We start from the raw sequence: 22,141 nt of genomic DNA on the forward strand, positions 1-22,141 counted from the left end.
GTACATCCCGCACCTATATAAACAGAAGGGAGCGGGAGGTCTGTGCCTTAGTCAGTTGTAAATCGTGCAAGTTGCAATATGCACGACGAACGATGCAAGTCTTTTGATGAGATGTCATGACGCGCTGACAGCGGGCAGATGGAGGAGGGGCCATGCAAATTGCAGGGAAGCCTCGAAAAACACCAGCCTTACTACCGATCCGGCCAGGAATTCGGTACAGACAACGAGGCACTGACGCTGAGGTTTCGCCTTTTCCTTTAAGGAAGGCAACACAAGTAGAGGCCGTTTGGCTTGAGAAGTTCGCCAGGACGGTCAGTTTTTCTCTATAGGCATCATGCAAAACGCAATGCTTGAAACCCTGCATCTTGCAGTATGCAAGCGGCAGAAAGCGGATCTAATTCTTAAGTTATTGATTTTAAAGGATTTTTTTTATTCAAAAACTTGGCATGCCGTCTGCAATATCTCTTGCATAGAGCCTGAAACGGCCAACAACAGTTGAAGGAGTAAACTCATGGTCAGCCAGATTGCACGTAACAATATGATCTGTTCGGCATTCTTCGCAGGTGTAGCAGTAGTGCTGTTCACCACTGGCCATACCTCTACTCCCGTTGCTGCTCCGCAAGCCGTACCTCACATTGAAGTGAAGGCACCGGCGGCCAAGCCCCTGGCAAGCCATGTAAGCGTCGAGCAGCAAAAAGCCATTCCGGCTCAATCTACTGTTGACCGTTTCCCCCGTCAGACTCGCTGGGTTTTCTAAGGAGACACTTGCGATGTCCGGGACCTACACAACCTTCGCTTTGACCTTCGCCAGCGCGATAGTTCTATTGGGCCTTGTAGCCAGCATGATTTTAATCGGCCGTGCGTTAAAACAGACGGATAGCCGGAACACACGCGATTTAGAAGTATCCATACCGAGGAGCCTATCTTTCTCGGAAAGCGGTGCCAGAGAGTCTCGGATAAGACAGTCGGCCTGGCCTGAGAAAGTAAGTGTGTCTCGATAATCAACTAGAAATCCAAACTAGAAACCAGAGAAAAGTAAGACGAGGAGAATCATCATGCTGAGCTGGGCTATCACGTTTCTAATCATCGCTATCATCGCAGGTGTTTTGGGCTTCGGCGGCATCGCCGGTACAGCAGCAGGTATTGCCAAGATCCTGTTCGTTCTGTTCCTGATCCTGTTTGTGGTGTCCTTCTTCTTCGGTCGCCGCCGACCCTGACACGGGGCCTGCGCTTGTCATCAAATCGTAGCCGTAGGCCGGTTTAATGACCTGACCGAACACACGCCCCGACTTGTCGGGGCGTTTAGGCCAAGGGGCTTGGGTGCTTTGCGGTAAGAGGAGCATCCTCAGGGTACAGGGAGTACCTTCGTCGTTACGAGCCAGGCTGGACGATATATCCCCCAGACGTTTTGGGCCTCGACCGTGGGTCTTGAGGACTAAAACGCCTGGGGGACATAATTTTGGGTTACTGCATTTTTACCGCCAGCTTGGCGACATGCTCGCCCTGATGGCTCGCCAGTTGTAGTTCCTTTGCACTGGGCAATCGAGAGCCATCGGCTCCTGCCAGCGTGGCTGCGCCGTAAGGCGAACCTCCCTTCACTTCAGTAATATCCGCCAGCATGGGGTCGGTATAAGGCATACCGACAATCAACATGCCATGGTGCGCCAGCGTGTTCCAAAAGGACGTAATGGTAGTCTCACTACCGCCCCCGGTTCCTGTCGAAACGAACACACTGCCCAGCTTTCCTACCAGCGCGCCTTTGACCCACAGACCGCCCGTCTGATCGAGGAAGGTACGCATCTGGCCCGCCATGTTGCCGAAACGGGTTGGTGTTCCAAAGATGATTGCATCGTAGTCAGCCAGCTCTTGAGGCGTGGCGACCGGCGCTGCCTGATCAAGTTTGGCGCCAGCATTGCGGGCGATGTCTTCAGGCATGGTTTCCGGGACGCGTTTAATTGTTACTTCAACGCCAGGTACACGACGCGCGCCTTCCGCCATAGCTTCAGCCAGACGCTCGATATGTCCATACATGGAGTAGTACAGGACTAGAACTTTCTTCATGTTGTCTCCTTGGTTGACATACATGGCTGCATGGCAGCCTTTTGATGGCCTAAGAAAGGACAACAGCGGTCAGGAATCGTCGGCAGGTTTCTCTTCCTGAACCATCTCAATTCTGGTTGATACCTATCGACGCGTTCGACTTTTTACAGGCGCAGGGCTGCTCGACCTTCGCCATTGGGAGTCAACCCTCGTATCATCCCCGGCTGGTTTCGGGGAGATGCATCATGCTGAACGGGTTATGGTTGGGCTTTTTCATCGTGGCGGCGATCAGTGCGCTGGGACGATGGTTGATCGGAGACGATGCAGGCGTGTTTGCGGCCATGGTCGAGAGCCTGTTTGCCATGGCCAAGCTGTCGGTTGAGGTGATGATTCTGTTATTCGGCACGCTGACGCTCTGGCTGGGTATCCTGCGTATTGCCGAGAAGGCCGGGCTGGTCGAAAAGCTGGCCTATGTCCTTGGGCCGCTGTTCCGCCGTTTGATGCCGGAAGTACCTGCCGGCCATCCGGCGCTGGGGCTGATTACGCTCAACTTTGCAGCTAACGGCCTGGGGCTCGATAATGCGGCCACGCCTATTGGCCTCAAGGCCATGCGGGCTTTACAGGACCTGAATCCCAAGCCGGAAACGGCCAGTAATGCACAGATTCTATTTCTGGTGCTGAATGCATCCTCCCTGACGTTACTGCCCGTCACTATCTTCATGTATCGCGCCCAACAGGGTGCGCCTGATCCAACCATGGTCTTTCTGCCTATCCTGCTGGCGACCAGTGTCTCCTCGCTGGTCGGGCTGCTATCCGTTTCGTTCATGCAACGGCTCAAGCTGTGGGATCCGGTCGTCCTGGCGTGGCTGGGTGGCGGCGCACTGCTTCTGGGCGGCTTCATGAGCATTCTGGTCACCTTGTCGGCAACGGCCCTGGCGGCATTGTCGTCGCTATTAGGCAATCTGGTGCTGTTCGGCCTGATCCTGATGTTTCTGATCTTTGGCGCGCTCAAGCGGGTGCCGGTTTACGAAACCTTTGTCGAGGGTGCAAAAGAAGGGTTCGAGGTTGCCAAGAACCTGTTGCCCTATCTGGTTGCCATGTTGTGCGCGGTGGGCGTGTTACGGGCATCAGGCGCACTGGAAATCATTCTTGACGGTGTTCGCCATGCAGTGGCCTGGCTGGGTTGGGACACCCGCTTTGTCGATGCGCTGCCTACAGCGCTGGTCAAGCCGTTTTCGGGCAGCGCCGCCCGCGCTATGCTGATCGAGACGATGCAGGCCAAAGGCGTGGACAGTTTTCCAGCCCTGATTGCGGCCACTGTCCAAGGCAGTACCGAGACGACCTTTTATGTGCTGGCTGTCTACTTTGGTTCGGTAGGTATCCAACGGGCTCGCCATGCTGTCGGATGCGCACTATTGGCCGATGGCGCCGGGGTGCTGGCGTCCATCCTGGTCTGCTATTGGTTTTTCGGCTGAGTCATCAATTTTCGAATTCCGCCATCCAGTGCTTGCGAACGATGCGGCGCTGGCGACGGGTCGTGAACTGTTCTGTCTGCCGGCTTTCGGCAATCAGTGAACAGTAATGCCCTTTGTACTGACCCAGGCGGAAGCGGCGGCGTACACCGATGGGGTGCCTGTCGGAGCCATAAAATGCGATCACGTGGATTTCCAGACCATCAAAGACCCAGCCTTCTGGCGGGTGCATGCCATTGAGTTCCAGATCGTGTGCAGCGGCTACCCGGGAGATCAATCGTTGAAAGGTGCCAATGTGCGTAAAGTCACCCGTTTTCAGGGGGCCCTGGCGGGTGGCTTTATACAGCTCGGCATCCTGATCGAAATCATCCTCGCTGCTCTCGCGAACATCCGTCACATCCGCCTTGAGCGTACCGCGCGAGGTGTGCAGGTGCACGATCAGCTGGTTAATGAAGATCGGCTCGGCACTCATGTTGGAAAGCAGGCACAGGGCGCCTACCCCCTTGCCGGCGCCGCGGTTGATAATGAGCCGCGGTTGACGCTGGCGCTTGAAGCCGCTCAGCAGCAGCTGTGCATAAAAGATCCATACCAGCAACGTGCAGCCGGAGATGAACAGGGTCAGGACGTCACGGTACTCGCGTAACCAATCCAGCATTGGGCTACCTTTAAGGGAAAATTTGCACCCTATTGGAAGAGCCCCCGGTAGGCTGGTTCCCCGCGTGGTGCCTTTCCGTGACGGGGTACTAGAAACTCAATGTGACGGCCCTAGTCAAAAACCAAGAAGGGCATTTCCCGCTCAAGGAGTGAAACCATGAAAACGCTTGGATTGTTCGTTGCAGCCAGCCTGTTTACAGCCCCGCTCTGGGCGGCACCGTTACCATGCGATCAGCTCAAATCTGAGATCGAGGTAAAGATCCAGGCCGCCGGAGTCAGCTCGTACACGCTGGAAATCGTACCGAACGCAGACGTCACCGATCCCAACATGGTGGTGGGCAGCTGTGAAAACGGCACCAAGAAGATCATTTACCAGCGTAACGACGGCTAGAGCGGGATGCACTGACGCTGACGAACCGTTCCAACCGGCTGCCCCCGGCTATCGTGCAGCTCCAGCCGGGGCTGGTCCATGTAGGCTGACGCCTCGATGCGGTAGCGTTCGCCTGCCTTGAAATCACCGTACTGGACGATCATGTAGCAGTTGATCTCCACCGGTTCGTAGCCAAAGCCCATCATGCCGCCGCCCGGAACCATGCCACCCAGCTCGAACTGATAGCGAACCTGTAGCTCATGCGCGCCGGGCGAGACCTGGAAGTAGCGTCCGTCGTCGAGCCGCTTGCCATCCAGACGATCCGCCATCAGCACGTTGCCTACCGAGGCCATCTGCATGTGCAGATCCACCCAGGCCATATTTGGGTCCTTGGGCGGAAGAGGACTGGCGCAGCCTGCCAGCAGTACGGCGGCGAACAACAGGTGCTTTTTCATGGCTTTTAGCCCGAGCGAGTCTGAGAGTATCGATTAGACATCGCCGCAGCGACTTTCTCCACCCCGTGCGACTTCCTGCTGACTGGCATCGTACAGTTTGGCCCAGGCGCGGAACCCGGCCTGCTCAGCTTGTAGCCGATAGCGTTCGCCCGCCGAGAAATCCTTGTAATGGACATTGAGCAGGCAAGTGCGGACCAGGGGCGTGGCACTGGGGCCGATATTGGCCGGATCGACCTTGAATTGGTAGCGCACCTGAAGATCGTGGCTACCGGGTTGCACCTGGAAGTAACGGTCGTCCTCAAGGGTCTGGCGATCGGCTTGCTGGGCTTGGAGCAGATCCGGTTTTTCGGTCTTGAGGTCGATCCAGGCCTGGGAAGGGTCCGGCTTGGGCAGCGGCATCAGGGAACAGGCAGTCAGTGCCAGGGCAGGGCACAACAGGAGAATACGACGCATGAGTGAGCTCCAGACAAAGGTAATGCAACGGGGCAGGATTCTCGGCTTCCTTCCTCAGTGCCGGTTTCCATGGGGCCGATACTCATACTAGAGTGTCGCCTCCTCATACCGGCGCTCCAGGTTATTTACCATGTCCCGTCTCTGGTTAGCCCAAGTCGACCTTAAAAGCTTGAGATGGGTTCCATTTATCGCGGCCCTTTGGCTGTGCGGCTGCTCGTCTGTCGGATATTACGGGCAGATGGCAAAGGGGCAGGCGGCCCTGTTATGGCAGCGCACACCCATCACCCAGGTCATTGATGACCCTTCTACCGATCCGGCCCTGAGGCGTCGCCTTGAGCTGGCCCTGCGCGCCCGTGAGTTCGCCAGTCAGCAATTGGGCTTGCCGGATAACCGCAGCTATCGTCTGTTCGTAAAGCTGGACCGGCCCTACGTTGTCTGGAATGTCTTTGCAGCACCGGAGTTCTCACTCTCGCCCCTGACGCATTGCTTTCCCATTGCCGGTTGCGTGGCGTATCGCGGTTACTACCATGAAGAGGCAGCGCAAAAGGCGGCAGAGCCGCTTAAGGCCAAGGGGTGGGATACCTATGTGGCAGGTGTGCCAGCTTATTCGACGCTGGGATGGTTCGATGACCCGCTGCTCAGCAGCATGCTGCGTTGGGATGATGATCAGTTGATTGCAACGATCTTCCACGAGCTGGCCCATCAGAACCTCTATGTGCAGGACGACACGACCTTTAATGAGTCCTATGCCAACTTCGTTCAGCAGGAAGGGCTCCGCCAGTGGCGTGCGGCTCAAGGGTTGCCGCCACCTGATCCGCTCCGCGAACAACAGTACCGGCAATTCGTAGGGCTGATACTGGATACGCGTAAGCAGCTTGAGTCGCTTTATGCACAGCCGCTTGCGGCCGAGGCGATGCGACAAGCAAAGGACAAGGTATTCGAGACGATGCGGCGTGATTATGCACAGCTGAGAGATACGCAGTGGCGAGGCGATCACCGCTTTGATGCCTGGATGGCGGGTCCGCTAAATAACGCAAAGCTCTTGCCGTTCGGGCTATATGAGCAGTGGGTGCCGGCCTTTGCTGCCTTGTATGCCGAGCATCCCGGAAACTGGCCAGCCTTTTATGCACGTGTTCGGGCGTTGGCAGCGTTACCAGCCGCCGACCGCCAGGCTCGGTTGAAAGCCCTGGCGGAGCGGCAGGCAGAACAGAACGATTAGAGCGGTTCGCTCCAGAGCGTGGCGCTGATCTGACCGGTCTCGCCGGGAGCCAGCACCATCACATCGTCCATGACACGGGCGGTCTCGATGCACAGCATGCGCTGCCAGGCATCATCGGCGAACGGTGTCAGACGCTTGGATTTTTCGATCCAGGGGTTCCATAGCACAGCAGACGAGGTGTTCTTGGTCTCGATGAAAATACGGCGATTCCACTGAGGGTCACGAATCCCCAGGCGGGAGGGCAGACCTTGATAGACGCGGTCCACTTCCTGGTCGATGACCGGCTCGCCGTTCTGGCGCTTGCGCTCCCAGCCGTCGAGGCAATCGTAGTAGTCAGCGTGGGTAAAGCCCTCAATACCGACCTGACGGGAGTCGCTCACGGCAAAGTAGGTGTGCAGGGCCTGGCTCAGGGTCAGCGTCTGATCACCAATGTTGCGGGTAGTAAGCGTCATGGTGAGACGATCGCTTACCTCAACCGACAGGGTCAAATCGGCGGCATGGGGCCAGCCAGGCATGTGGGCGGCAGAGGTCTGGTAGTGGAAGTCCAGGCGGACGCGGTCCACATCCACATCCATGTCACCGGTTGCCCACCCGGCCTGACGAACGAGGCCATGCTGCGGGGCGCCTTCTACCTCGGTCAGCATGTGCTGAACGGCCGGCGGGTTGCGCTTGATATCGCCAAACCAGGGCCAGCAGACCGGTACGCCACCACGAATGGGTTGGCCATGAATGAGTTCGGCATCCGGATTATCCCAGATGATCGGCTGCTCGCCATCAAGGCCGAAGCTGAGGATATGGGCGCCCTGGCAGGCAATGACGGCTTCGGCACGGCCGATACGGATACGCCAGCAGGGCAATTCGCCCTTCTGGATCTGTTCAACGAGGGGAGCGGCTTGGGTCATCAATAATTCCTTGGTCGTTATTATCAGTGAGCGCTGGGCCTGTTCGGTTTGGCCGCGTCAATCGGTTCCGGCAGGACATGACAAGACCTGCCGGATAAGGTGAGTAGAGTAGCGCTATCTCGCGCCACGGTGTGCGTTTCGAAGGCTACGACTCATGAAGGTCGGGTGGGGTTTCCATTGAAGCTGCGTGCTCGGTCTCATATCCGGATTCCGCCTGCTCCAGGACGCCATAGGCGATACTGCAGAACAGCGAATTGAGACGCTTCATGTCTGACAGCAGGCCAAGATGTAGCGAGCTGGTCTCGATGCTTTGTACGACCTGATGGTGCAGGCGCTCCACATGGGCGTGGGCGTACCGCCGCTCCAGGACGCGAAAGCGCTGCTTGGCACGCCGCAGGCGACGGGCCGAGTCGGCATCGCCAGACAGAAAGACTGACAGGCATAGCCTCAGGTTGGCCATCAGGTGGCCGTGCAATGCGGCGAGTTCTTCAAGGCCTTGCTCGGAAAAGGAGCGATTGGCCGAGATTTTCTTGTTTTCCAAATCACTGGCCATGCGCTCGATGATATCTCCGGCCTGCTCAAGGTTGATGGCCAGTTCGATGATCTGCGCCCAGCGACGGCTGTCCCGATCCCCCAGGTCTTCTCGCGGAATACGGGCCAGATAGAGCTTGATGGCGGTGTAGAGCGCATCAACATCATCATCCAGGCGGCGGACTTCCCGTCCCTGGGCCTTGGTGCCACCGCTTATCAAGGCCATCAGCTCCGTGAGCATATGCTCCACCACATCGCCCATGCGCAGCGCCTCACGGGCGGCGTTGGCAAGCGCCAGGGCGGGGGTATCCAGTACAGACGTATCCAGATGACGTGGGTTCATGGTGATGTCTGCCTGCGGCCGATCCGGCAGGACGAGTGTGCAGAAGCGCGCCATCGGACGTGTCAGGGGCAGGAACACCACACAGCGGACGAGGTTGTAGAGTACGTGGAAGCCGATCACCAGCTCTGCCGCCGCCAGTTCCCAGTTGTCCATCCAGTCGGCCACGGTGTCGACCCACGGCAGTACCAGCGCGCAGCCGGCCAGCTTGAACAGCAGGCTGCCCAGGGCTACCCGTCGACCGGCCGGGGTCTGGCGGGACGCACTCAACATGGCCAGAAGACCGCTGCCCAGATTGGCACCCACCACCAGGCAGAGAGCCACTTTCAGCGAAATGACCCCTGAGCCGGCCAGCGTTGCCGTCAGCAAGACAGCCGCAAGACTGGAATAGGAAATCATGGCGAACAGAGCCCCGGTCAGGGCGTCGAGCATTTCGTCTCCGGTCAGTGAGGAGAACAGCACCTTGACGCCCGCAGCCTGGGTCATGGGTGTTGCGGCCGCTACGATCAGCTCCAGCGCCAGAATGATCAGTCCCAGCCCGATCGCCACTCGGCCCAATTGCCCGGGACGGGACTGCTTGTGACCAATGAAAAGAATGACGCCCACCAGGATCAGCAGCGGAGAAAGCCACGACAGATCAAAGGTGAGCACACGGGCCATTAGTGCCGTCCCTACGTCGGCGCCCAACATGATCGCAAGGGCAGGCCTGAGGGTCATAAGCCCCTGGCCTACGAAGGAGGTTGCCAGCAGCGCGGTGGCATTGCTGCTTTGCACGAGTGCGGTAACCCCAATGCCAGCGGCAAAGGCTAGCGGGGTGTGACGTACGCTGCGGCTGAGTACGCGACGCAGGTTCGCCCCGTAGACCCGCATGATGCCGGTCCGGACGATGTGCGTTCCCCATACCAGCAGGGCCACCGCAGAAAGAAGGTTCAGTAGTGTCAGCATTCAGGCGCCCTCCCGGCGCAACTGCTTCCCGGCTGCCTGGCCAGGCTGTAACAAAAGTTTCACATTCATATGCCATGCAGGCCGCAGCGTCTGCTGAGACGGCAGGACGGTAATCGGGGCTATACAGGGTTAGTCGCCTGTAGGGAGGATATGTTCACCCTGCAGTAGAAGCGCTTTGCTTCTCCACAGTGCCTGAAGGCGGCGTAAACGCTCTGGCTCGACAGGCGGAGCGGTCCATGTTGGGAGCGTTTTCGCTGAACATGGCGTCTGACTGATTGTGACTCGACACAAGGTAAGGTGTTCGCGGCAGGGGTGCGTTATAGTCCGCCGCCGCGTTCATATGCCATTTTTACTGCTGCATTTAGAAAACAAATATTAAGAAGATATAAACAGCCGCGGTAAACTGTGCGTTTATGTGGGCGCTTTGCCAGCGTCATATCGATAAATCAGGAGGCACAGCCGCTTATCAGGGCTGACCACGCCTACAGCAATACCCACAAGGTTTCGCGTTAAGTGATCGAATTTCAGAACGTTCAAAAGACCTACCTCGTTTCAGGTCGCCAGGTGCCGGCGCTCCAGTCGACCAACCTGCGCGTCGAGGCGGGCGAAGTCTTCGGCCTCATCGGCCACTCCGGGGCCGGCAAGAGCACCATGCTGCGCCTGATCAACCGGCTGGAAGCACCCAGCGGCGGCCGGATCATTGTGGATGGCGAAGACGTCACCGCGCTGGACAGCGCCGGTCTACGTGCCTTCCGCCGTCGTGTCGGCATGATCTTTCAGCATTTTAATCTGCTGTCATCCAAGACCGTGGCGGCCAATATCGCTATGCCGCTTGAGCTGGCAGGCGGACATTCCCGCGCCGAGATCAACGCGCGCGTGGATGAATTGCTGGCCCGTGTTGGCCTGACTGACCATGCCCGCAAATACCCGGCACAGCTCTCGGGCGGCCAGAAACAGCGGGTCGGCATTGCCCGTGCGCTGGCGACGCGGCCGAAAATCCTGCTGTGCGACGAGGCCACCAGTGCTCTCGACCCGCAGACCACCGGACAGGTGCTGCAGCTGCTGGCGGAGATCAACCGTGAACTAGGTCTGACCATTGTGCTTATCACCCATGAAATGGATGTGATCCGTCGCGTCTGTGACCGCGTGGCGGTACTCGATGCCGGCACAGTTGTCGAGCAGGGCACGGTGGCGGATGTCTTCCTGCATCCCAAGCATGCCACCACTCGGCGCTTTGTGTTCGAGGCCGAACACGTGGACGAGGGCGACCTGATGTCGTCCTACAGCCATGTGGAGGGTCGTATCTTGCGCCTGACCTTCCGTGGCGAAGCCACCTATGCGCCTCTTCTGGGTCAGGTAGCCCGAGAAACCGGCGTGGATTACAGCATTCTGGGCGGTCGAATCGACCGTATTCGCGAAGAACCCTACGGCCAGCTGACCATTGCCCTCGTGGGAGGGGATCTGGACGCCGCTCTGGCTCGTTTCGACGCCGCTGATGTAACCGTGGAGGTCATTCGCTGATGGACGCTTTTCTCGCCTTTTTTGCCGATATCGACTGGGCCGAAATCTGGCAGGCTACCCTCGATACCCTGCAAATGCTGGGCTGGTCGATGTTGTTTACCGTACTGCTTGGCTTGCCGCTGGGCGTTCTGCTCTTTTTGACCGGCAAGCGCCAGTTGCTGGAACAGCCCATCGTGTATGGCCTGCTGTCGTTCCTGGTGAACGTCCTGCGTTCGATTCCCTTCATTATCCTGTTGATTCTGATGATCCCGATTACCGTATGGCTGATCGGCACCTCGCTGGGCGTCGAGGGTGCTATTCCGCCGCTGGTAGTGGGGGCTGCGCCCTTCCTGGCACGTCTGGTCGAGACGGCGCTGCGCGAAGTGGATCGTGGCATCATCGAGGCAACCCAGGCCATGGGCGCAAGCCTCTGGCAGATCGTGACCCGTACCCTGCTGCCCGAGGCCCTGCCTGGCCTGATCGCCGCTGCAACCGTTACAGCGATTGCGCTGGTGTCCTACACGGCCATGGCGGGCGTGATCGGTGGCGGTGGTTTGGGTGATCTGGCGATCCGCTTCGGATACCAGCGCTTCCAGACCAATGTCATGGTGGTCACCGTCGTACTTCTGCTGATCCTGGTACAGGTGCTGCAGATGGTCGGTGACCGCCTGGTTGTAAAGTTCAGCCGCCGCTAACAGGCTGTCCGCCGGGCCTCAAGGTCCGGCGGAAAACATTAGCATTACACGCTGTTCCCTCTTATTTTCGAAAGGAATCCGCTATGTCTCTGAAACGTACCCTGCTTTCCGTTGCGCTTGGTTTTGGTCTGGTGACAGCGGCTCATGCCGAGACCCTGAAGGTGGCAGCGAGCCCTATTCCCCACGCGGAGATCCTTGAGTTGGTCAAACCCCAGCTGGCAAAGGAAGGTGTAGATCTGGAGATCAAGGTTTTCAACGACTATATCCAGCCGGATCGCCAGACCGACCAGAAGCAGGTCGATGCCAACTATTTCCAGAGCAAGCCCTATTACGAGTCCTACCAGAAGAGCAACAAGGACAGCAATCAGGTGCCGGTCGTAGCGGTGCATGTCGAGCCGTTTGGCGCCTATTCCCAAAAGATCAAGTCGGTTTCGGAACTGAAAGACGGCGCGACCATTGCCATCCCCAACGATCCAACCAACTCGGGTCGCGCGTTGCTGCTGATCGCCAAGCAGGGTTTGATCACCCTGAAAGACCCGAACAACATCTCTGCTACCCAGCGCGACATCGTGGATAACCCCAAGCACCTGAAGTTCAAGGAGCTAGAAGCCGCTACGCTGCCGCGTGTACTGAACCAGGTGGACCTGGCGCTGATCAACGCCAACTATGCGCTGCAGGCCAAGCTGGTACCGACCAAGGATGCGCTGTTCATCGAAAGCGCCGAGTCGCCCTACGCCAACTACCTGTACACCCGTGCGGAAAAAGCCAACGATCCAGCGATCCAGAAGCTGGCCAAGGCCCTGACCACGCCTGAAGTAAAGAAATTCATTCAGGAGAAATACCAGGGTGGCGTTGTTCCCGCGTTCTGATCGTAATGACTTGATCGGGTATAAGGAGAGGGGTTGAGGGGTAGATCTTGAACCCCCATCTCCTGGACTGATCCGCGTGTCGTTGACATGCTTTTTGAATCTGCCGAGGAGTTTGACCATGAAGAAACTGATTGCCGCTGCTGCCCTGCTGGCTGCCGCCGTCACTGCCCATGCGGCAGAAAAGCTGAGCGTGGCGGCAACGCCTGTTCCGCATGCCGAGATTCTGGAATTCGTAAAGCCCCAGCTGGCGAAGGAAGGCGTGGACCTGGACGTCAAGATTTTCACTGACTACGTTCAGCCCAACCTACAGGTAGCCCAGAAGCGTCTGGATGCCAACTTCTATCAGCACAAGCCTTACCTGGACGAATTCAACAAGAGCCGCGGAACCGATCTGGTGCCGGTCGCTCAAGTGCATGTGGAGCCGTTCGGTATCTACTCCCAGAAGGTCAAAAGCCTGGATGAGGTCAAGGAAGGCGCAACCGTTGCCATTCCTAGCGACGCCACCAATGGTGGCCGTGCCTTGCTGCTCCTGGAAAAAGCCGGTCTGATCACGCTCAAGGATAACTCCAATATCCTGGCGACCCCGCGTGACATCGCCACCAACCCCAAGCACCTGAAGTTCAAGGAGCTAGAAGCCGCTACGCTGCCGCGTGTGCTGAACCAGGTAGACCTGGCGCTGATCAATACCAACTATGCGCTGGAAGCCAAGCTGAACCCGACCAAGGATGCGCTGCTGCTGGAAGGCAAGGAATCGCCTTATGCCAACCTGCTGGTTGCCCGCCCGGACAACAAGGACAGCGATGCCATGCAAAAGCTGGCCAAGGCCCTGACCAGCCCGGAAACCAAGAAATTCATCGAAGACAAGTACAACGGTGCGGTTGCTCCGGCGTTCTGATCGCTTCGATAACAAAAAGCCCGCCCTGAACCGGCGGGCTTTTTTATGGGTACGATCCGGATTAGCCGGGCTGCATCAGCTCAACTACAACCTGATCGGGTCCGTGGATCGTCACGACTTGCCAGCCCTCACGGGGACCCTGGGTAATGATACGGGGCGCTGGCGCCTCATACCCCGCCTTGCGAATGTGCACCAGTCGCGCCTCAAGATCATGGACCTGAAACAGGAGGGGAATGACCGCAGAGATTTCAGGCTCCGGTAGTTGATGCGTAGGAGTAGGCTGCTCGATCAGCAGCACACGGTAGTCATGAACTTCAAGCTCGGCAACAGCGGTCGCCTGGAGGCTCGAAAGCGCTTCATCAGCAGCTGATTCGCTTCGGCGAGTGAGCGTGAAGCCAAGGGCAACCGCCCAAAAAATCAGCGACTCGGCTAGTGACGGAACAACAAGTCTGAGGTGATCGGAACGGCGTAAGATGGTAATAGGCTCGCTTGAAAACATCAAAAATATCCATGGCTAGTCACCTAAGGGTATCTCGTTGAGCCTCTTGCACTGAGAACAGGTAAGTAAAGATTGAGTAAAGCCTGTCTCATTTTGAACCTTCGAAGGACTCAGCTTCGGTCACCGGTAAAGCGCCGCGAATCTGCACGATAATGATCATGACCAGCGCCCCCGCAGCCAGCAGCAAAGGCATGGCGTGGCCGGTCAGCCATTGGCTGGCGGCTCCAGTGGTTAAGGGGCCGAGCAGGCAGCCGAAGCCCCAGAGCTGGGCGATACGGGCATTGGCCTGGACCAGCTCGGCGTCCCGGTAACGTTCGCCAATCAGGATCAGGGCGAGGGTGAAAATACCACCGGCGCTGGCACCAAAGATCACCAGTAACGGCCAGATGTATGTGGTGTGCAGCAGGAGCGGCATGGCGAGGCTGGTCAGCAGTAGTGTGACACCACATGTCTTGAACAGGCCGGTGCGCGAAACGCGGTCAGCCAGTGCGCCTAGAGGCAGTTGTAGCAGGGCGTCACCGGTCACGACCGTGCTGGCCATGAGCAGGGCGGTACGCTGGTCAAAGCCCTGGTTCAACGCATACACCGGCAGCAGTGTCAGCATCATGGCCTCGAAGGCGGCAAATAGCACAACAGCCCAGGCGATGGCAGGGAGTTGCTGGCAAAAGCGCAAAAGGCCGCGGCCAATGGAGCCATGATCGCTGGCTTTGGGCGCACCGCTGCGGCCTACAAGCGCAAGGGAGCCTATGATGAGCAGGGCGGTACTGATCCAGAAACCGCCGTTGCCTTCAGTGCCAATCAGGGTCAGAACTAGGGGGCCGGTCAGCTGGCTCAGGGCATAGGCGCTGCCATACAACGCCACCAGTTTGCCGCGCCACTGTTCAACGATGATCTGGTTGATCCAGCTTTCACCGAGCACGAAGATCATGGTCAGAATAACGCCCAGCAGTAACCGGAGCAGTACCCAGACGCTGTAATAGGGCAGGAGGGACAGCAGCAGTACGGACAGCGCACCCGCCAGAAGGCAGAGCTGCATCAGTCGCGGCGTACCGATACGAGCGGCCAGGCGTCCAGTTATACCGGCCCCCACGATGATGCCGATGGCTGGCGTGGCCGCCATGAACCCAATGGCGAACGGGCCGTAGCCCCAGTTTTCCAGCCTCAATGATACCAGCGGCATGGTGATGCCCAATGCCAGACCCACACTGATGATGGCGCCCAGCACGGCAAAATAGGTCCCCCAGCGCATGAGCGCTCCTCGTGGTGCAGAGGGTAATAGGACAGCGTGTGCCGGCGAGAGTTACGCCTTGTTCAGCTTGCCGAAATGCTCGCAGGCGGCATCGCAGAAACGCTCCAGCCGGTCGACGATATCCGGTGTCAGGCTGACCCAGCGCACCCGGCGGTCAACATCGCTATTGGTTTCAGTCAGATAGCCCCGGTCGATCAGATGCTGGACATATTTGACGGCGGTGCGCCGGCTGATGCTGGGTATGAACGCATAGAGATCGGTTTTGCGCAGGGATTGATCCTGCCGCTGCCACATGTTGATGAACAGGTCGGAGTAGCTGAGATCGCTTAGCCCCAAATCGCCGAAATGAGCAATCCAGCTGTTGTCCATGGCCAGAATGGCGTGTGCAACAGCGCGGCGTTTGGTTTGACTGAAGCGACGGGTCATGTTCGTTACCGGTAAGTGCAGACAGGCAGGGCCTGTTTGTTGGCTTTCTTGTCTCGGTGGCTAGCGCTTGGCACCCACCGTTTACAGGGCAACACAGGTTAAGCGGCTCGCGGCAGCTGACGAGCATGCGCAGTGTAATGGCTGGACGATATCCGCCGGTAGCGTTTGTATACAGGCGCGCGCCTGTTGTGCGCTAGTGGTCATGCGTGACACGCAGGACAGATGAACTAGAGGAGAAAATACGTTTCCGATAGGCTGAGAAGAACCGGTGACACGGTGATGCCCAGAGCCTCACCGGATCACCAGCCCTGATGAGTTTTTAAGGACACGATAACGATGCGTAAGTGGCAATGTATTGTCTGCGGTTACATTTATGACGAAGCGGCAGGCTGGCCGGATGATGGTATTGCGCCTGGGACCCGTTGGGAGGATGTTCCGGAAGACTGGATGTGCCCGGATTGCGGCGTGGGCAAATCCGATTTTGAAATGATCGAGATTGCCTGATCCGCTCCTTCCCAAGCGGCCGACCGGTTGCTGTCTTCGTCCCAGGTTTGTACTGATGACAGGCCCGGCGACACATTCAATAATGCGTGAACCTATCTGAGCGGGGCGCCCGGTGACGCCACGCCTGAACCGACGCAGAGAGAACGTTATGAGCGAAATTTTACCCCTGGTCATCATCGGCACAGGGTTGGCGGGCTACAACCTGGCCAAGGAATGGCGCAAGCTCGATAGCCAGACGCCTCTACTCATGATTACGGCCGATGACGGGCGTTCCTATTCCAAGCCCATGCTGTCCAACGGCTACGCCAAGAACAAGCAGCCGGATGAGCTGGTCATGGCGGAGCCGGGGGCAATGGCTGAGCAGTTCAATGCCCGAATCTTTACCAATACCCGCGTCACGGCTATCGACCCTGGCCACAAGCGAATCTGGCTAGGTGAGGAAGAGGTTCGCTACGAAAACCTTGTCCTGGCCTGGGGCGCAGAACCTATTCAGGTGCCCGTTGCGGGAGGGTGCGAGGACGCTTTCTTCCCAATCAACGACCTGCAGGACTACGCCCGTTTTCGTCAGGCAGCTGAAGGCAAGCAGCGCGTGCTGATTCTGGGGGCCGGGTTGATTGGCTGTGAGTTTGCCAATGACCTGCGAAGCGGCGGCTATGACGTGGATGTGGTCGCCCCGTGTGAGCAGGTCATGCCCAATCTTGTTCCTGCCGAGGTGGCAGCAGCCGTTCAGAGCGGGTTGGAAAGCATTGGCGCGCGGTTTCACCTGGGGCAGACGGTGACACGGCTGGAGCGCGAAGGGGATGGGTATCTGGCGCACCTTTCCGATGGTGCGACTCTACCGTGCGACGTAGCGGTGTCGGCTGTAGGTCTCAAACCACGGGTTGATCTGGCGCAGGCGGCAGGCCTTGAGGTCGAGCGCGGCATTGTGGTCAATCGCGAGCTGCGTACCTCCCATGAAAACATCTATGCCCTGGGAGACTGCGCCGAAGTGGAAGGGCAAAGCCTGATGTATGTGATGCCGTTGATGGCCTGTGCCCGTGCTCTGGCCCAGACGCTGGCCGGAAAGCCCACGGCAGTTACCTATGGTCCGATGCCAGTAACGGTAAAAACGCCAGCCTGCCCGCTGGTTGTCGCATTGGTCAACAAAGGGGCTAAGGGTGAATGGCGGGTTGAGGGAAGTGGAGCGGATATCAAGGCGTTGTGCATTGATAGTGAAGGTAAATTGCTGGGTTATGCCTTGAGCGGAGCAGCCGTCAGCGAAAAATTGGCGTTAAACAAGCAATTACCACCCGTTCTGGCGTAATGACTGAAATACAGCGTTACATTCAAGACGCGTCAGTCGTATGGAAAAAGCGCTGAATGCGACTGGCGCGCGGGTTTGGGCCGTGCCATGCTCAGAGTGCCTGCTTAAACGCGGCTGCTCCGCTCCAGACAAGGGGTGGAGAGTACGGATACAACAACAATAAACACCTACAAGAGGCATCTTTATGCGCAAACCGGAACTCGCCAGCGCCATCGCTGAAAAAGTCGGTCTTTCCAAGGAACAGGCCAATACCGTTCTCAATGCCGTGCTTGATGAAATTGCCAATGCATTGCACCGCAAGGATAACGTCACGTTGGTAGGCTTCGGTACTTTCCTTCCCCGCCATCGCGGAGCCCGTACAGGCAAGAACCCGCAAACCGGTGAACCGGTCAAGATTCGCGCTAGCAATACCGTGGCTTTCAAGCCCGGCAAGGCCTTGCGCGACAGCATCAGCTGATCCCTTGCGCACTGCCTGTATCGGCGTGCTGGGTATGAACTGTCTGGCCCTCTCCCGCCTTCCAGACCGCCATACCCGAACCTCACCGCTACAGGGCATCTGCGTCTAACTATCCGGCGGGCACCTCTGTACCCGCCGGACACACAGGTTAGGCGGCCGTCTGCACGGCGCCTGTCGAGGGTGATCCGCCCAGCGAAGCCGCTTTATGGTAGCGACCTTCCAGACGACGCTTGAGCGCGCGAGGCTCAATGATCAGCTTGACGCCATTGGACTCATTGGTCCGTTCCCAGTCTGCCAGCAGCTCCATGCAGGCATGATCGATATAGCTCACGCGATCCAGTGGTACATGCAGGGTTGTACCCGGCTTAACGCCTTCCAGCACTTGAGTGATCTTGGGTACCTTCAGGAACGTGGCCGAGCCGCTCATGCGCAGTTCTGCCTGGGTCTCGTCTTCCTTGTCATAGACCAGAGCCACTTTAAGGCGTGAGGCCTTGAACGCCAGGGTGGCTACCGACAGGGCAAAGCCTAGAACGACACCCGTGAGCAGGTCGGTAAAGACAATGGTCAGCGCCGTCACGGCATAGATCAGGATAGGCGTACGTCCATACTGCTTCAGGCCTTGCAACGCCGAAGGACTGGCCAGTTTTACACCGGTATAGACCAGGACGCCTGCCAAGCTGGCAATCGGGATTTGCTTGAGCACGAAGGGGAGCGCGGCGACGAACGCCAGCAGCCACGCGCCATGCATAATGGCCGATGCACGTGTTTTAGCGCCAGCCTGAACATTGGCTGAGCTACGAACGATTACCCCGGTCATAGGTAGCGCACCGACGATACCGCACAGCAGGTTACCGACGCCCTGGGCTGACAGCTCACGATCGAACTGGGAACGGGGCCCCTGGTGCATCCGGTCAACCGCTGCGGCGGACAGCAGCGTTTCGGCACTGGCAATAAACGCCATGGCAACCGCTGCCATGAACAGTGTCGGATTGGTCAGCATGCCCAGGTCGGCAAAGGTGATCCAGTCAATGGCGTCGCCGAGGTTGTCCGGCACGTTGACCCGGTTGACGTCCAGATTCATCCACAGGCTGGCCATCGTAGCTGCCGTTACGGCGATCAGCGCGCCTGGCAAAAAGCGTAGCGAATATGGCCGTTTCTTCTCCCAAAGCCACATGATGGCGATGGTGGCGATACCCAGCATGGCCGCATAGGCACCGCTGCCCTCGTGTCCGCCCCATTCACTGGCTGCCTGTACGGCGGCCTTCGGAAAACCGACCAGGTTGGAAAGGCCCGACGCTTGCGGTGAGGCATCGAGCATCACATGGACTTGGGACAAGACAATCAGAATACCGATACCGGCCAACATGCCATACACCACGGCAGGCGAGGTGACGCGGAACCAGGCGCCCAGCCGGGCAAAGCCCGCTGCGACCTGAATGATCCCGGCCAGGATCAGCACCGGCCCGAGGGCCTTCATGCCATGCTGGTTGACCAGTTCGAATACCAGTACGGCAAGCCCTGCGGCCGGGCCGCTGACCTGCAAGGGGGAGCCGGCCAGAAAGCCGACGATGAGGCCACCAATGATGCCGGTCACCAAGCCCTTGGCTGGCGGCATTCCGGAGGCGATGGCGATGCCCATGCACAAGGGCAGGGCAACGAGAAAGACTACCAGCGAGGCCAAGGCATCGCGTGGAAAGGTCTGCTTGAGTGATGCTGCAGAAGTGTTTCCGAGCATGGTCCTATCCTCCGTAAAAACGCATAGCAACCTGTGCCAGAGCCCTCCCTAACCGGCTCTGGCAAAGTCGTTTACCCACACGAAGACGGACAGCGCCCATAACTGCAGGCAGCCATGGGCCTCGTCTGAAAATGACCAGCTATGTTGTTTTTATTGAGGTGCTGGCGACTTCGGCGCGTAAGGCGCGCCGAAGGCTTGGATCAGTTTGAGTTCAAACGGGGACGTGGCGTGGCGATTGGCATCGGACCTTCTCCATCCAGGGGACGGAAGCGGCCTTCGATAGCGTCGTATGCCTTGATTTCACTGGTTTCGATCGAGTAGACCCAGCCGTGAATGAACAATTGTCCACTTGCCAGACGCGAAGCCACGGATGGATGCGTTTGCAGGTGAGTCAACTGCGCCACAACGTTTTCCTCGGTGAGGAAGTTCAGCTCTCCATCATGAGTGTGTTCACACATCTGGTGGTCGGCAACAACCGTTCTGGCAATTTCAGCATGGCGTAGCCAAGCTCTAACGGTAGGCATTTTTTCCAGCGAGGCCGGATTCAACACCGCTTTCATGGCGCCGCAGTCGGAGTGACCGCAGACAATGATGTGCTGGACACCCAGTGCCGATACGGCGTATTCGATCGCCGTCGAAACACCGCCATTCATTTGCCCATAGGGCGGAACGACGTTGCCAACGTTACGGGTAACGAACAGATCGCCTGGGGAGCTCTGGGTGATCAGCTCAGGCACGATGCGCGAGTCGGCACATGTAATAAACATGGCGCGTGGCGATTGTGCATTGGCCAGCTTTTTAAATAACTCCTCCTGCTCTGGGAACACTTCCTTTCGGAAGCGCTTGAAGCCATCGACAATTTGTTGCAAGGCGTCATCCGCACAAGGGACGTTCATGTTTTTCTCGTTCATGGTCCAACCTCTTTACGTGGACGAAACAACTAACCATTGTCCGATCGGGTACTGCTTGAAGCAGACGTTGCCCACCAACGTCTGGTTACAGCTTAATCCCGAAACCCTCCGGACCACGTAGCGTTGGGCATATGCCCCAGGCTCGAAACAAGCCTAGAGCGCGAAGCTTAATTCACCCTGAAGAAAAAGTAGTCAAAGGAACAGTTTGAAGATATTTCCAAATTTTATTGCGATCAAATAGCCATCATGTGGTGGCTAATTGCTTAAAAGAGGTTTTTGGAGCTATTGGATTTTTTAAGGCAGGGGTTAAATCTGGAATAGTTCACAGATAAAACATTTTTATTCAATGCTGAAGTGAGCAAATGTCTATTGCGCCACATTGCACGGCTTGAGGTGAGATAAAGGTGTAATGGATTATCAGGTAAAGCAGTACGGCAGTACCAAGATACCGGGCAGGTAGATCATCAACCTGCCCAGCGAAATCCGATCAGCGGATACCGATTCCACGCATGGCCGCGTCCAGCGCGTTAGCACTTAGGTACTGATGATCGGCGCCCAGACCACTCTGCAGGGCCTCTTCCAATGCAGGGCGCAGCCGATTCCACTTGTGCTCATCCTCCATCCACTCGAACAGCTCCTGCCCCAGCGGCTTGATACCCCTGACCTCCGAATCCTTCTCGAACGGATAAGGCGCGTCGATAAAGCCGTTGCGGACCAGTTCATCCGCTGCTTTGAGAATGGCTTCGATGACTTGAGGGTCATCGGCAGATGTGTCCTGACGGCGGGCAACGTCTACCGCAATGGTGCGTACCGAGACGCTGTCCTCACGGGTGCCTGCGCGTAATACGTCACGGGTGGTATCCCAATCAACCTTCAGCTTTTGCATGGTTCCTCCTGTAATTCAGGTAGTGGCTATAACTCCTGACCACAGAAAGAGGCCTTCGGCTCGTTCCAGCGATCGGCAGTCCACCATTAGACCGGCGGCATGGGCAGGGGTGAGTGTCAGGTGGAACGCAAGGTCCAACCGTTTATACGCCTGGTTTTTTTGGAGGCCCTATGCCGTTGCCTGATATCCAGCTGATCGAGTCGGCTGCCTTGCCGTACCTGCTTTCCGTGCCTGAGGGCTTGCCACCCACGGAAGGTTGGCCGGTACTCTGTTTTCTGCATGGCTACGATGAGGGCGCACCCATGCCGATCCATAAGGCATTGACCGTGCATGGCCCGCTCAACCCGGGCAATCCGGAACAGGTAAGGGAGACCTTTATTGTGGTGGCGCCACAGATGCCATCCAAGGGTGATCGCTGGCATCGCTTTATTGATGAGGTCGGCAGTATTGTGGTGGACGTGCAAAAGTCCTATTACGGGGATCGCAGGCGGACTTATCTCACCGGCTTCAGCTTTGGCGGAAACGGTGTATTCGATCTGGCGCTCTCTCAACCTGCTTTCTGGGCGGCGTTATGGCCGGTAGACCTGACGAGCGTGCCTCAATCCGATCCTCAACGACCGGTCTGGATCAGTGTCGGCGAGGTGACGCGCCGGGCAACGCCCGCCTTTATCAGCCGCTTGGGCCTGACCTCGGCCGAGACCGCCCAGGAGGGAGACCGCCTGTATCTGGATCAGGGGCAGGACCATGTAGGCGCTGCTCGCCTGGCTTATCGGGACATGCGAATCTACCAGTGGCTGCTGGCCAGGCAGCTGTAACAGAATACATCCTGGC

The 22,141-nt window shown here is 57.8% G+C and carries 25 protein-coding genes; 13 read left to right on the plus strand and 12 right to left on the minus strand.

Annotated features, from left to right (window positions below):
* The first annotated feature begins 511 nt into the window (after positions 1 to 511).
* The gene (locus tag PLU01S_RS01595) at positions 512 to 757 is read left to right on the plus strand and encodes a hypothetical protein (protein WP_074821327.1); all 246 of its coding nucleotides are present in this window, start codon (positions 512 to 514) and stop codon (positions 755 to 757) included.
* A gap of 298 nt (positions 758 to 1,055) precedes the next feature.
* Entirely contained in the window at positions 1,056 to 1,217 is a 162-nt protein-coding gene (locus tag PLU01S_RS01605; RefSeq protein ID WP_010796564.1) for a DUF1328 domain-containing protein, read from the plus strand.
* 247 nt (positions 1,218 to 1,464) lie between these two features.
* Here the strand turns inward: PLU01S_RS01605 and wrbA are convergent, their stop codons facing one another.
* The gene (wrbA, locus tag PLU01S_RS01610; RefSeq protein ID WP_074821330.1) at positions 1,465 to 2,061 is read right to left on the minus strand and encodes an NAD(P)H:quinone oxidoreductase; all 597 of its coding nucleotides are present in this window, start codon (positions 2,059 to 2,061) and stop codon (positions 1,465 to 1,467) included.
* A gap of 224 nt (positions 2,062 to 2,285) precedes the next feature.
* On the opposite strand from wrbA, the gene PLU01S_RS01615 reads away from it, so the two are divergent.
* On the plus strand, positions 2,286 to 3,515 hold the full coding sequence (locus PLU01S_RS01615) for a nucleoside recognition domain-containing protein (RefSeq protein WP_074821333.1): 1,230 nt from the start codon (positions 2,286 to 2,288) through the stop codon (positions 3,513 to 3,515).
* 4 nt (positions 3,516 to 3,519) lie between these two features.
* Here the strand turns inward: PLU01S_RS01615 and PLU01S_RS01620 are convergent, their stop codons facing one another.
* Positions 3,520 to 4,167, minus strand: a complete 648-nt coding sequence (locus PLU01S_RS01620; RefSeq protein ID WP_073450068.1) for a hypothetical protein — start codon at positions 4,165 to 4,167, stop codon at positions 3,520 to 3,522.
* Between the two features lie 156 nt (positions 4,168 to 4,323).
* Here PLU01S_RS01620 and PLU01S_RS01625 point away from each other — a divergent pair, with 156 nt between their 5' ends.
* Positions 4,324 to 4,557 carry a DUF1161 domain-containing protein gene (locus PLU01S_RS01625; RefSeq protein WP_010796568.1) on the plus strand — a complete coding sequence of 78 codons (234 nt, stop codon included), beginning with the start codon at positions 4,324 to 4,326 and terminating at the stop codon, positions 4,555 to 4,557.
* Here PLU01S_RS01625 and PLU01S_RS01630 read toward each other — a convergent pair.
* Together PLU01S_RS01630 and PLU01S_RS01635 are read right to left on the minus strand one after the other, a co-directional pair.
* A complete protein-coding gene (locus tag PLU01S_RS01630; protein ID WP_074821335.1) occupies positions 4,554 to 4,991 on the minus strand; it encodes a PA0061/PA0062 family lipoprotein in 438 nt (145 codons plus the stop codon). The two genes, PLU01S_RS01625 and PLU01S_RS01630, sit on opposite strands and share 4 nt — an antisense overlap.
* A 33-nt stretch (positions 4,992 to 5,024) precedes the next feature.
* Positions 5,025 to 5,444 (minus strand): PA0061/PA0062 family lipoprotein, encoded by a 420-nt coding sequence (locus PLU01S_RS01635; RefSeq protein ID WP_010796570.1) that lies wholly within the window; start codon positions 5,442 to 5,444, stop codon positions 5,025 to 5,027.
* A 130-nt stretch (positions 5,445 to 5,574) separates the two neighbouring features.
* On the opposite strand from PLU01S_RS01635, the gene PLU01S_RS01640 reads away from it, so the two are divergent.
* Positions 5,575 to 6,663: an aminopeptidase gene (locus PLU01S_RS01640; RefSeq protein WP_083397802.1), complete on the plus strand. Its 1,089-nt coding sequence runs from the start codon at positions 5,575 to 5,577 to the stop codon at positions 6,661 to 6,663.
* On the opposite strand, the gene PLU01S_RS01645 is transcribed toward PLU01S_RS01640, so the two are convergent.
* Together PLU01S_RS01645 and PLU01S_RS01650 are read right to left on the minus strand one after the other, a co-directional pair.
* Positions 6,660 to 7,565: a D-hexose-6-phosphate mutarotase gene (locus tag PLU01S_RS01645; RefSeq protein WP_074821337.1), complete on the minus strand. Its 906-nt coding sequence runs from the start codon at positions 7,563 to 7,565 to the stop codon at positions 6,660 to 6,662. The two genes, PLU01S_RS01640 and PLU01S_RS01645, sit on opposite strands and share 4 nt — an antisense overlap.
* 145 nt (positions 7,566 to 7,710) lie before the next feature.
* Positions 7,711 to 9,381 carry a Na/Pi cotransporter family protein gene (locus PLU01S_RS01650; protein ID WP_010796573.1) on the minus strand — a complete coding sequence of 557 codons (1,671 nt, stop codon included), beginning with the start codon at positions 9,379 to 9,381 and terminating at the stop codon, positions 7,711 to 7,713.
* A 513-nt stretch (positions 9,382 to 9,894) separates the two neighbouring features.
* Here PLU01S_RS01650 and PLU01S_RS01655 point away from each other — a divergent pair.
* The 4 genes from PLU01S_RS01655 to PLU01S_RS01670 all read left to right on the plus strand — a co-directional run bounded on the left by PLU01S_RS01655 (position 9,895) and on the right by PLU01S_RS01670 (position 13,340).
* Entirely contained in the window at positions 9,895 to 10,902 is a 1,008-nt protein-coding gene (locus PLU01S_RS01655; protein WP_010796574.1) for a methionine ABC transporter ATP-binding protein, read from the plus strand.
* Entirely contained in the window at positions 10,902 to 11,576 is a 675-nt protein-coding gene (locus PLU01S_RS01660) for a methionine ABC transporter permease (protein WP_074821341.1), read from the plus strand. Before PLU01S_RS01655 ends, PLU01S_RS01660 begins: the two co-directional genes overlap by 1 nt.
* Positions 11,577 to 11,665: 89 nt before the next feature.
* Entirely contained in the window at positions 11,666 to 12,445 is a 780-nt protein-coding gene (locus PLU01S_RS01665; RefSeq protein ID WP_122044678.1) for a MetQ/NlpA family ABC transporter substrate-binding protein, read from the plus strand.
* Positions 12,446 to 12,563: 118 nt separating this feature from the next.
* On the plus strand, positions 12,564 to 13,340 hold the full coding sequence (locus tag PLU01S_RS01670; protein ID WP_074821347.1) for a MetQ/NlpA family ABC transporter substrate-binding protein: 777 nt from the start codon (positions 12,564 to 12,566) through the stop codon (positions 13,338 to 13,340).
* Positions 13,341 to 13,401: 61 nt separating this feature from the next.
* Here PLU01S_RS01670 and PLU01S_RS01675 read toward each other — a convergent pair whose 3' ends face one another.
* The 3 genes from PLU01S_RS01675 to PLU01S_RS01685 form a co-directional block, all read right to left on the minus strand.
* Positions 13,402 to 13,839, minus strand: a complete 438-nt coding sequence (locus tag PLU01S_RS01675; protein ID WP_074821349.1) for a VOC family protein — start codon at positions 13,837 to 13,839, stop codon at positions 13,402 to 13,404.
* 88 nt (positions 13,840 to 13,927) lie between these two features.
* Positions 13,928 to 15,088 carry an MFS transporter gene (locus PLU01S_RS01680; RefSeq protein WP_074821351.1) on the minus strand — a complete coding sequence of 387 codons (1,161 nt, stop codon included), beginning with the start codon at positions 15,086 to 15,088 and terminating at the stop codon, positions 13,928 to 13,930.
* Positions 15,089 to 15,139: 51 nt separating this feature from the next.
* Positions 15,140 to 15,514 (minus strand): MarR family winged helix-turn-helix transcriptional regulator, encoded by a 375-nt coding sequence (locus PLU01S_RS01685; RefSeq protein ID WP_074821355.1) that lies wholly within the window; start codon positions 15,512 to 15,514, stop codon positions 15,140 to 15,142.
* A 336-nt stretch (positions 15,515 to 15,850) separates the two neighbouring features.
* On the opposite strand from PLU01S_RS01685, the gene PLU01S_RS01690 reads away from it, so the two are divergent.
* The 3 genes from PLU01S_RS01690 to PLU01S_RS01700 all read left to right on the plus strand — a co-directional run bounded on the left by PLU01S_RS01690 (position 15,851) and on the right by PLU01S_RS01700 (position 17,778).
* Complete coding sequence (locus PLU01S_RS01690) at positions 15,851 to 16,018, plus strand: rubredoxin (protein WP_010796583.1); 168 nt, start codon at positions 15,851 to 15,853, stop codon at positions 16,016 to 16,018.
* A gap of 148 nt (positions 16,019 to 16,166) precedes the next feature.
* Entirely contained in the window at positions 16,167 to 17,321 is a 1,155-nt protein-coding gene (locus tag PLU01S_RS01695; RefSeq protein ID WP_074821357.1) for an NAD(P)/FAD-dependent oxidoreductase, read from the plus strand.
* A gap of 184 nt (positions 17,322 to 17,505) precedes the next feature.
* Positions 17,506 to 17,778, plus strand: a complete 273-nt coding sequence (locus tag PLU01S_RS01700) for an HU family DNA-binding protein (protein ID WP_010796585.1) — start codon at positions 17,506 to 17,508, stop codon at positions 17,776 to 17,778.
* A gap of 148 nt (positions 17,779 to 17,926) precedes the next feature.
* Here the strand turns inward: PLU01S_RS01700 and PLU01S_RS01705 are convergent, their stop codons facing one another.
* The 3 genes from PLU01S_RS01705 to PLU01S_RS01715 all read right to left on the minus strand — a co-directional run bounded on the left by PLU01S_RS01705 (position 17,927) and on the right by PLU01S_RS01715 (position 21,310).
* Entirely contained in the window at positions 17,927 to 19,513 is a 1,587-nt protein-coding gene (locus tag PLU01S_RS01705) for a SulP family inorganic anion transporter (protein WP_074821359.1), read from the minus strand.
* 200 nt (positions 19,514 to 19,713) lie between these two features.
* Positions 19,714 to 20,424, minus strand: a complete 711-nt coding sequence (locus PLU01S_RS01710) for a carbonic anhydrase (protein ID WP_074821361.1) — start codon at positions 20,422 to 20,424, stop codon at positions 19,714 to 19,716.
* Positions 20,425 to 20,911: 487 nt separating this feature from the next.
* The gene (locus PLU01S_RS01715) at positions 20,912 to 21,310 is read right to left on the minus strand and encodes a hypothetical protein (protein WP_074821364.1); all 399 of its coding nucleotides are present in this window, start codon (positions 21,308 to 21,310) and stop codon (positions 20,912 to 20,914) included.
* A 170-nt stretch (positions 21,311 to 21,480) separates the two neighbouring features.
* Here PLU01S_RS01715 and PLU01S_RS01720 point away from each other — a divergent pair, with 170 nt between their 5' ends.
* The gene (locus PLU01S_RS01720) at positions 21,481 to 22,125 is read left to right on the plus strand and encodes a carboxylesterase family protein (RefSeq protein WP_074821367.1); all 645 of its coding nucleotides are present in this window, start codon (positions 21,481 to 21,483) and stop codon (positions 22,123 to 22,125) included.
* Positions 22,126 to 22,141: the final 16 nt, after the last annotated feature.

This window comes from Pseudomonas luteola NBRC 103146 (assembly GCF_002091675.1).
GTDB lineage: Bacteria > Pseudomonadota > Gammaproteobacteria > Pseudomonadales > Pseudomonadaceae > Chryseomonas > Chryseomonas luteola.

Bases quoted from the DNA above. Each gene is read 5' to 3' on its own strand.
- PLU01S_RS01625 (WP_010796568.1), top strand. From the start codon at position 4,324: ATGAAAACGCTTGGATTGTTCGTTGCAGCCAGCCTGTTTACAGCCCCG.
- PLU01S_RS01700 (WP_010796585.1), top strand. From the start codon at position 17,506: ATGCGCAAACCGGAACTCGCCAGCGCCATCGCTGAAAAAGTCGGTCTT.
- PLU01S_RS01645 (WP_074821337.1), bottom strand. From the start codon at position 7,565: ATGACCCAAGCCGCTCCCCTCGTTGAACAGATCCAGAAGGGCGAATTG.
- PLU01S_RS01720 (WP_074821367.1), top strand. From the start codon at position 21,481: ATGCCGTTGCCTGATATCCAGCTGATCGAGTCGGCTGCCTTGCCGTAC.
- PLU01S_RS01605 (WP_010796564.1), top strand. From the start codon at position 1,056: ATGCTGAGCTGGGCTATCACGTTTCTAATCATCGCTATCATCGCAGGT.
- PLU01S_RS01685 (WP_074821355.1), bottom strand. From the start codon at position 15,514: ATGACCCGTCGCTTCAGTCAAACCAAACGCCGCGCTGTTGCACACGCC.
- PLU01S_RS01670 (WP_074821347.1), top strand. From the start codon at position 12,564: ATGAAGAAACTGATTGCCGCTGCTGCCCTGCTGGCTGCCGCCGTCACT.
- PLU01S_RS01640 (WP_083397802.1), top strand. From the start codon at position 5,575: ATGTCCCGTCTCTGGTTAGCCCAAGTCGACCTTAAAAGCTTGAGATGG.
- PLU01S_RS01660 (WP_074821341.1), top strand. From the start codon at position 10,902: ATGGACGCTTTTCTCGCCTTTTTTGCCGATATCGACTGGGCCGAAATC.
- PLU01S_RS01620 (WP_073450068.1), bottom strand. From the start codon at position 4,167: ATGCTGGATTGGTTACGCGAGTACCGTGACGTCCTGACCCTGTTCATC.
- PLU01S_RS01635 (WP_010796570.1), bottom strand. From the start codon at position 5,444: ATGCGTCGTATTCTCCTGTTGTGCCCTGCCCTGGCACTGACTGCCTGT.
- PLU01S_RS01630 (WP_074821335.1), bottom strand. From the start codon at position 4,991: ATGAAAAAGCACCTGTTGTTCGCCGCCGTACTGCTGGCAGGCTGCGCC.
- PLU01S_RS01595 (WP_074821327.1), top strand. From the start codon at position 512: ATGGTCAGCCAGATTGCACGTAACAATATGATCTGTTCGGCATTCTTC.
- PLU01S_RS01615 (WP_074821333.1), top strand. From the start codon at position 2,286: ATGCTGAACGGGTTATGGTTGGGCTTTTTCATCGTGGCGGCGATCAGT.
- PLU01S_RS01680 (WP_074821351.1), bottom strand. From the start codon at position 15,088: ATGCGCTGGGGGACCTATTTTGCCGTGCTGGGCGCCATCATCAGTGTG.
- PLU01S_RS01690 (WP_010796583.1), top strand. From the start codon at position 15,851: ATGCGTAAGTGGCAATGTATTGTCTGCGGTTACATTTATGACGAAGCG.
- PLU01S_RS01710 (WP_074821361.1), bottom strand. From the start codon at position 20,424: ATGAACGAGAAAAACATGAACGTCCCTTGTGCGGATGACGCCTTGCAA.
- PLU01S_RS01695 (WP_074821357.1), top strand. From the start codon at position 16,167: ATGAGCGAAATTTTACCCCTGGTCATCATCGGCACAGGGTTGGCGGGC.
- PLU01S_RS01650 (WP_010796573.1), bottom strand. From the start codon at position 9,381: ATGCTGACACTACTGAACCTTCTTTCTGCGGTGGCCCTGCTGGTATGG.
- PLU01S_RS01705 (WP_074821359.1), bottom strand. From the start codon at position 19,513: ATGCTCGGAAACACTTCTGCAGCATCACTCAAGCAGACCTTTCCACGC.
- wrbA (WP_074821330.1), bottom strand. From the start codon at position 2,061: ATGAAGAAAGTTCTAGTCCTGTACTACTCCATGTATGGACATATCGAG.
- PLU01S_RS01675 (WP_074821349.1), bottom strand. From the start codon at position 13,839: ATGTTTTCAAGCGAGCCTATTACCATCTTACGCCGTTCCGATCACCTC.
- PLU01S_RS01715 (WP_074821364.1), bottom strand. From the start codon at position 21,310: ATGCAAAAGCTGAAGGTTGATTGGGATACCACCCGTGACGTATTACGC.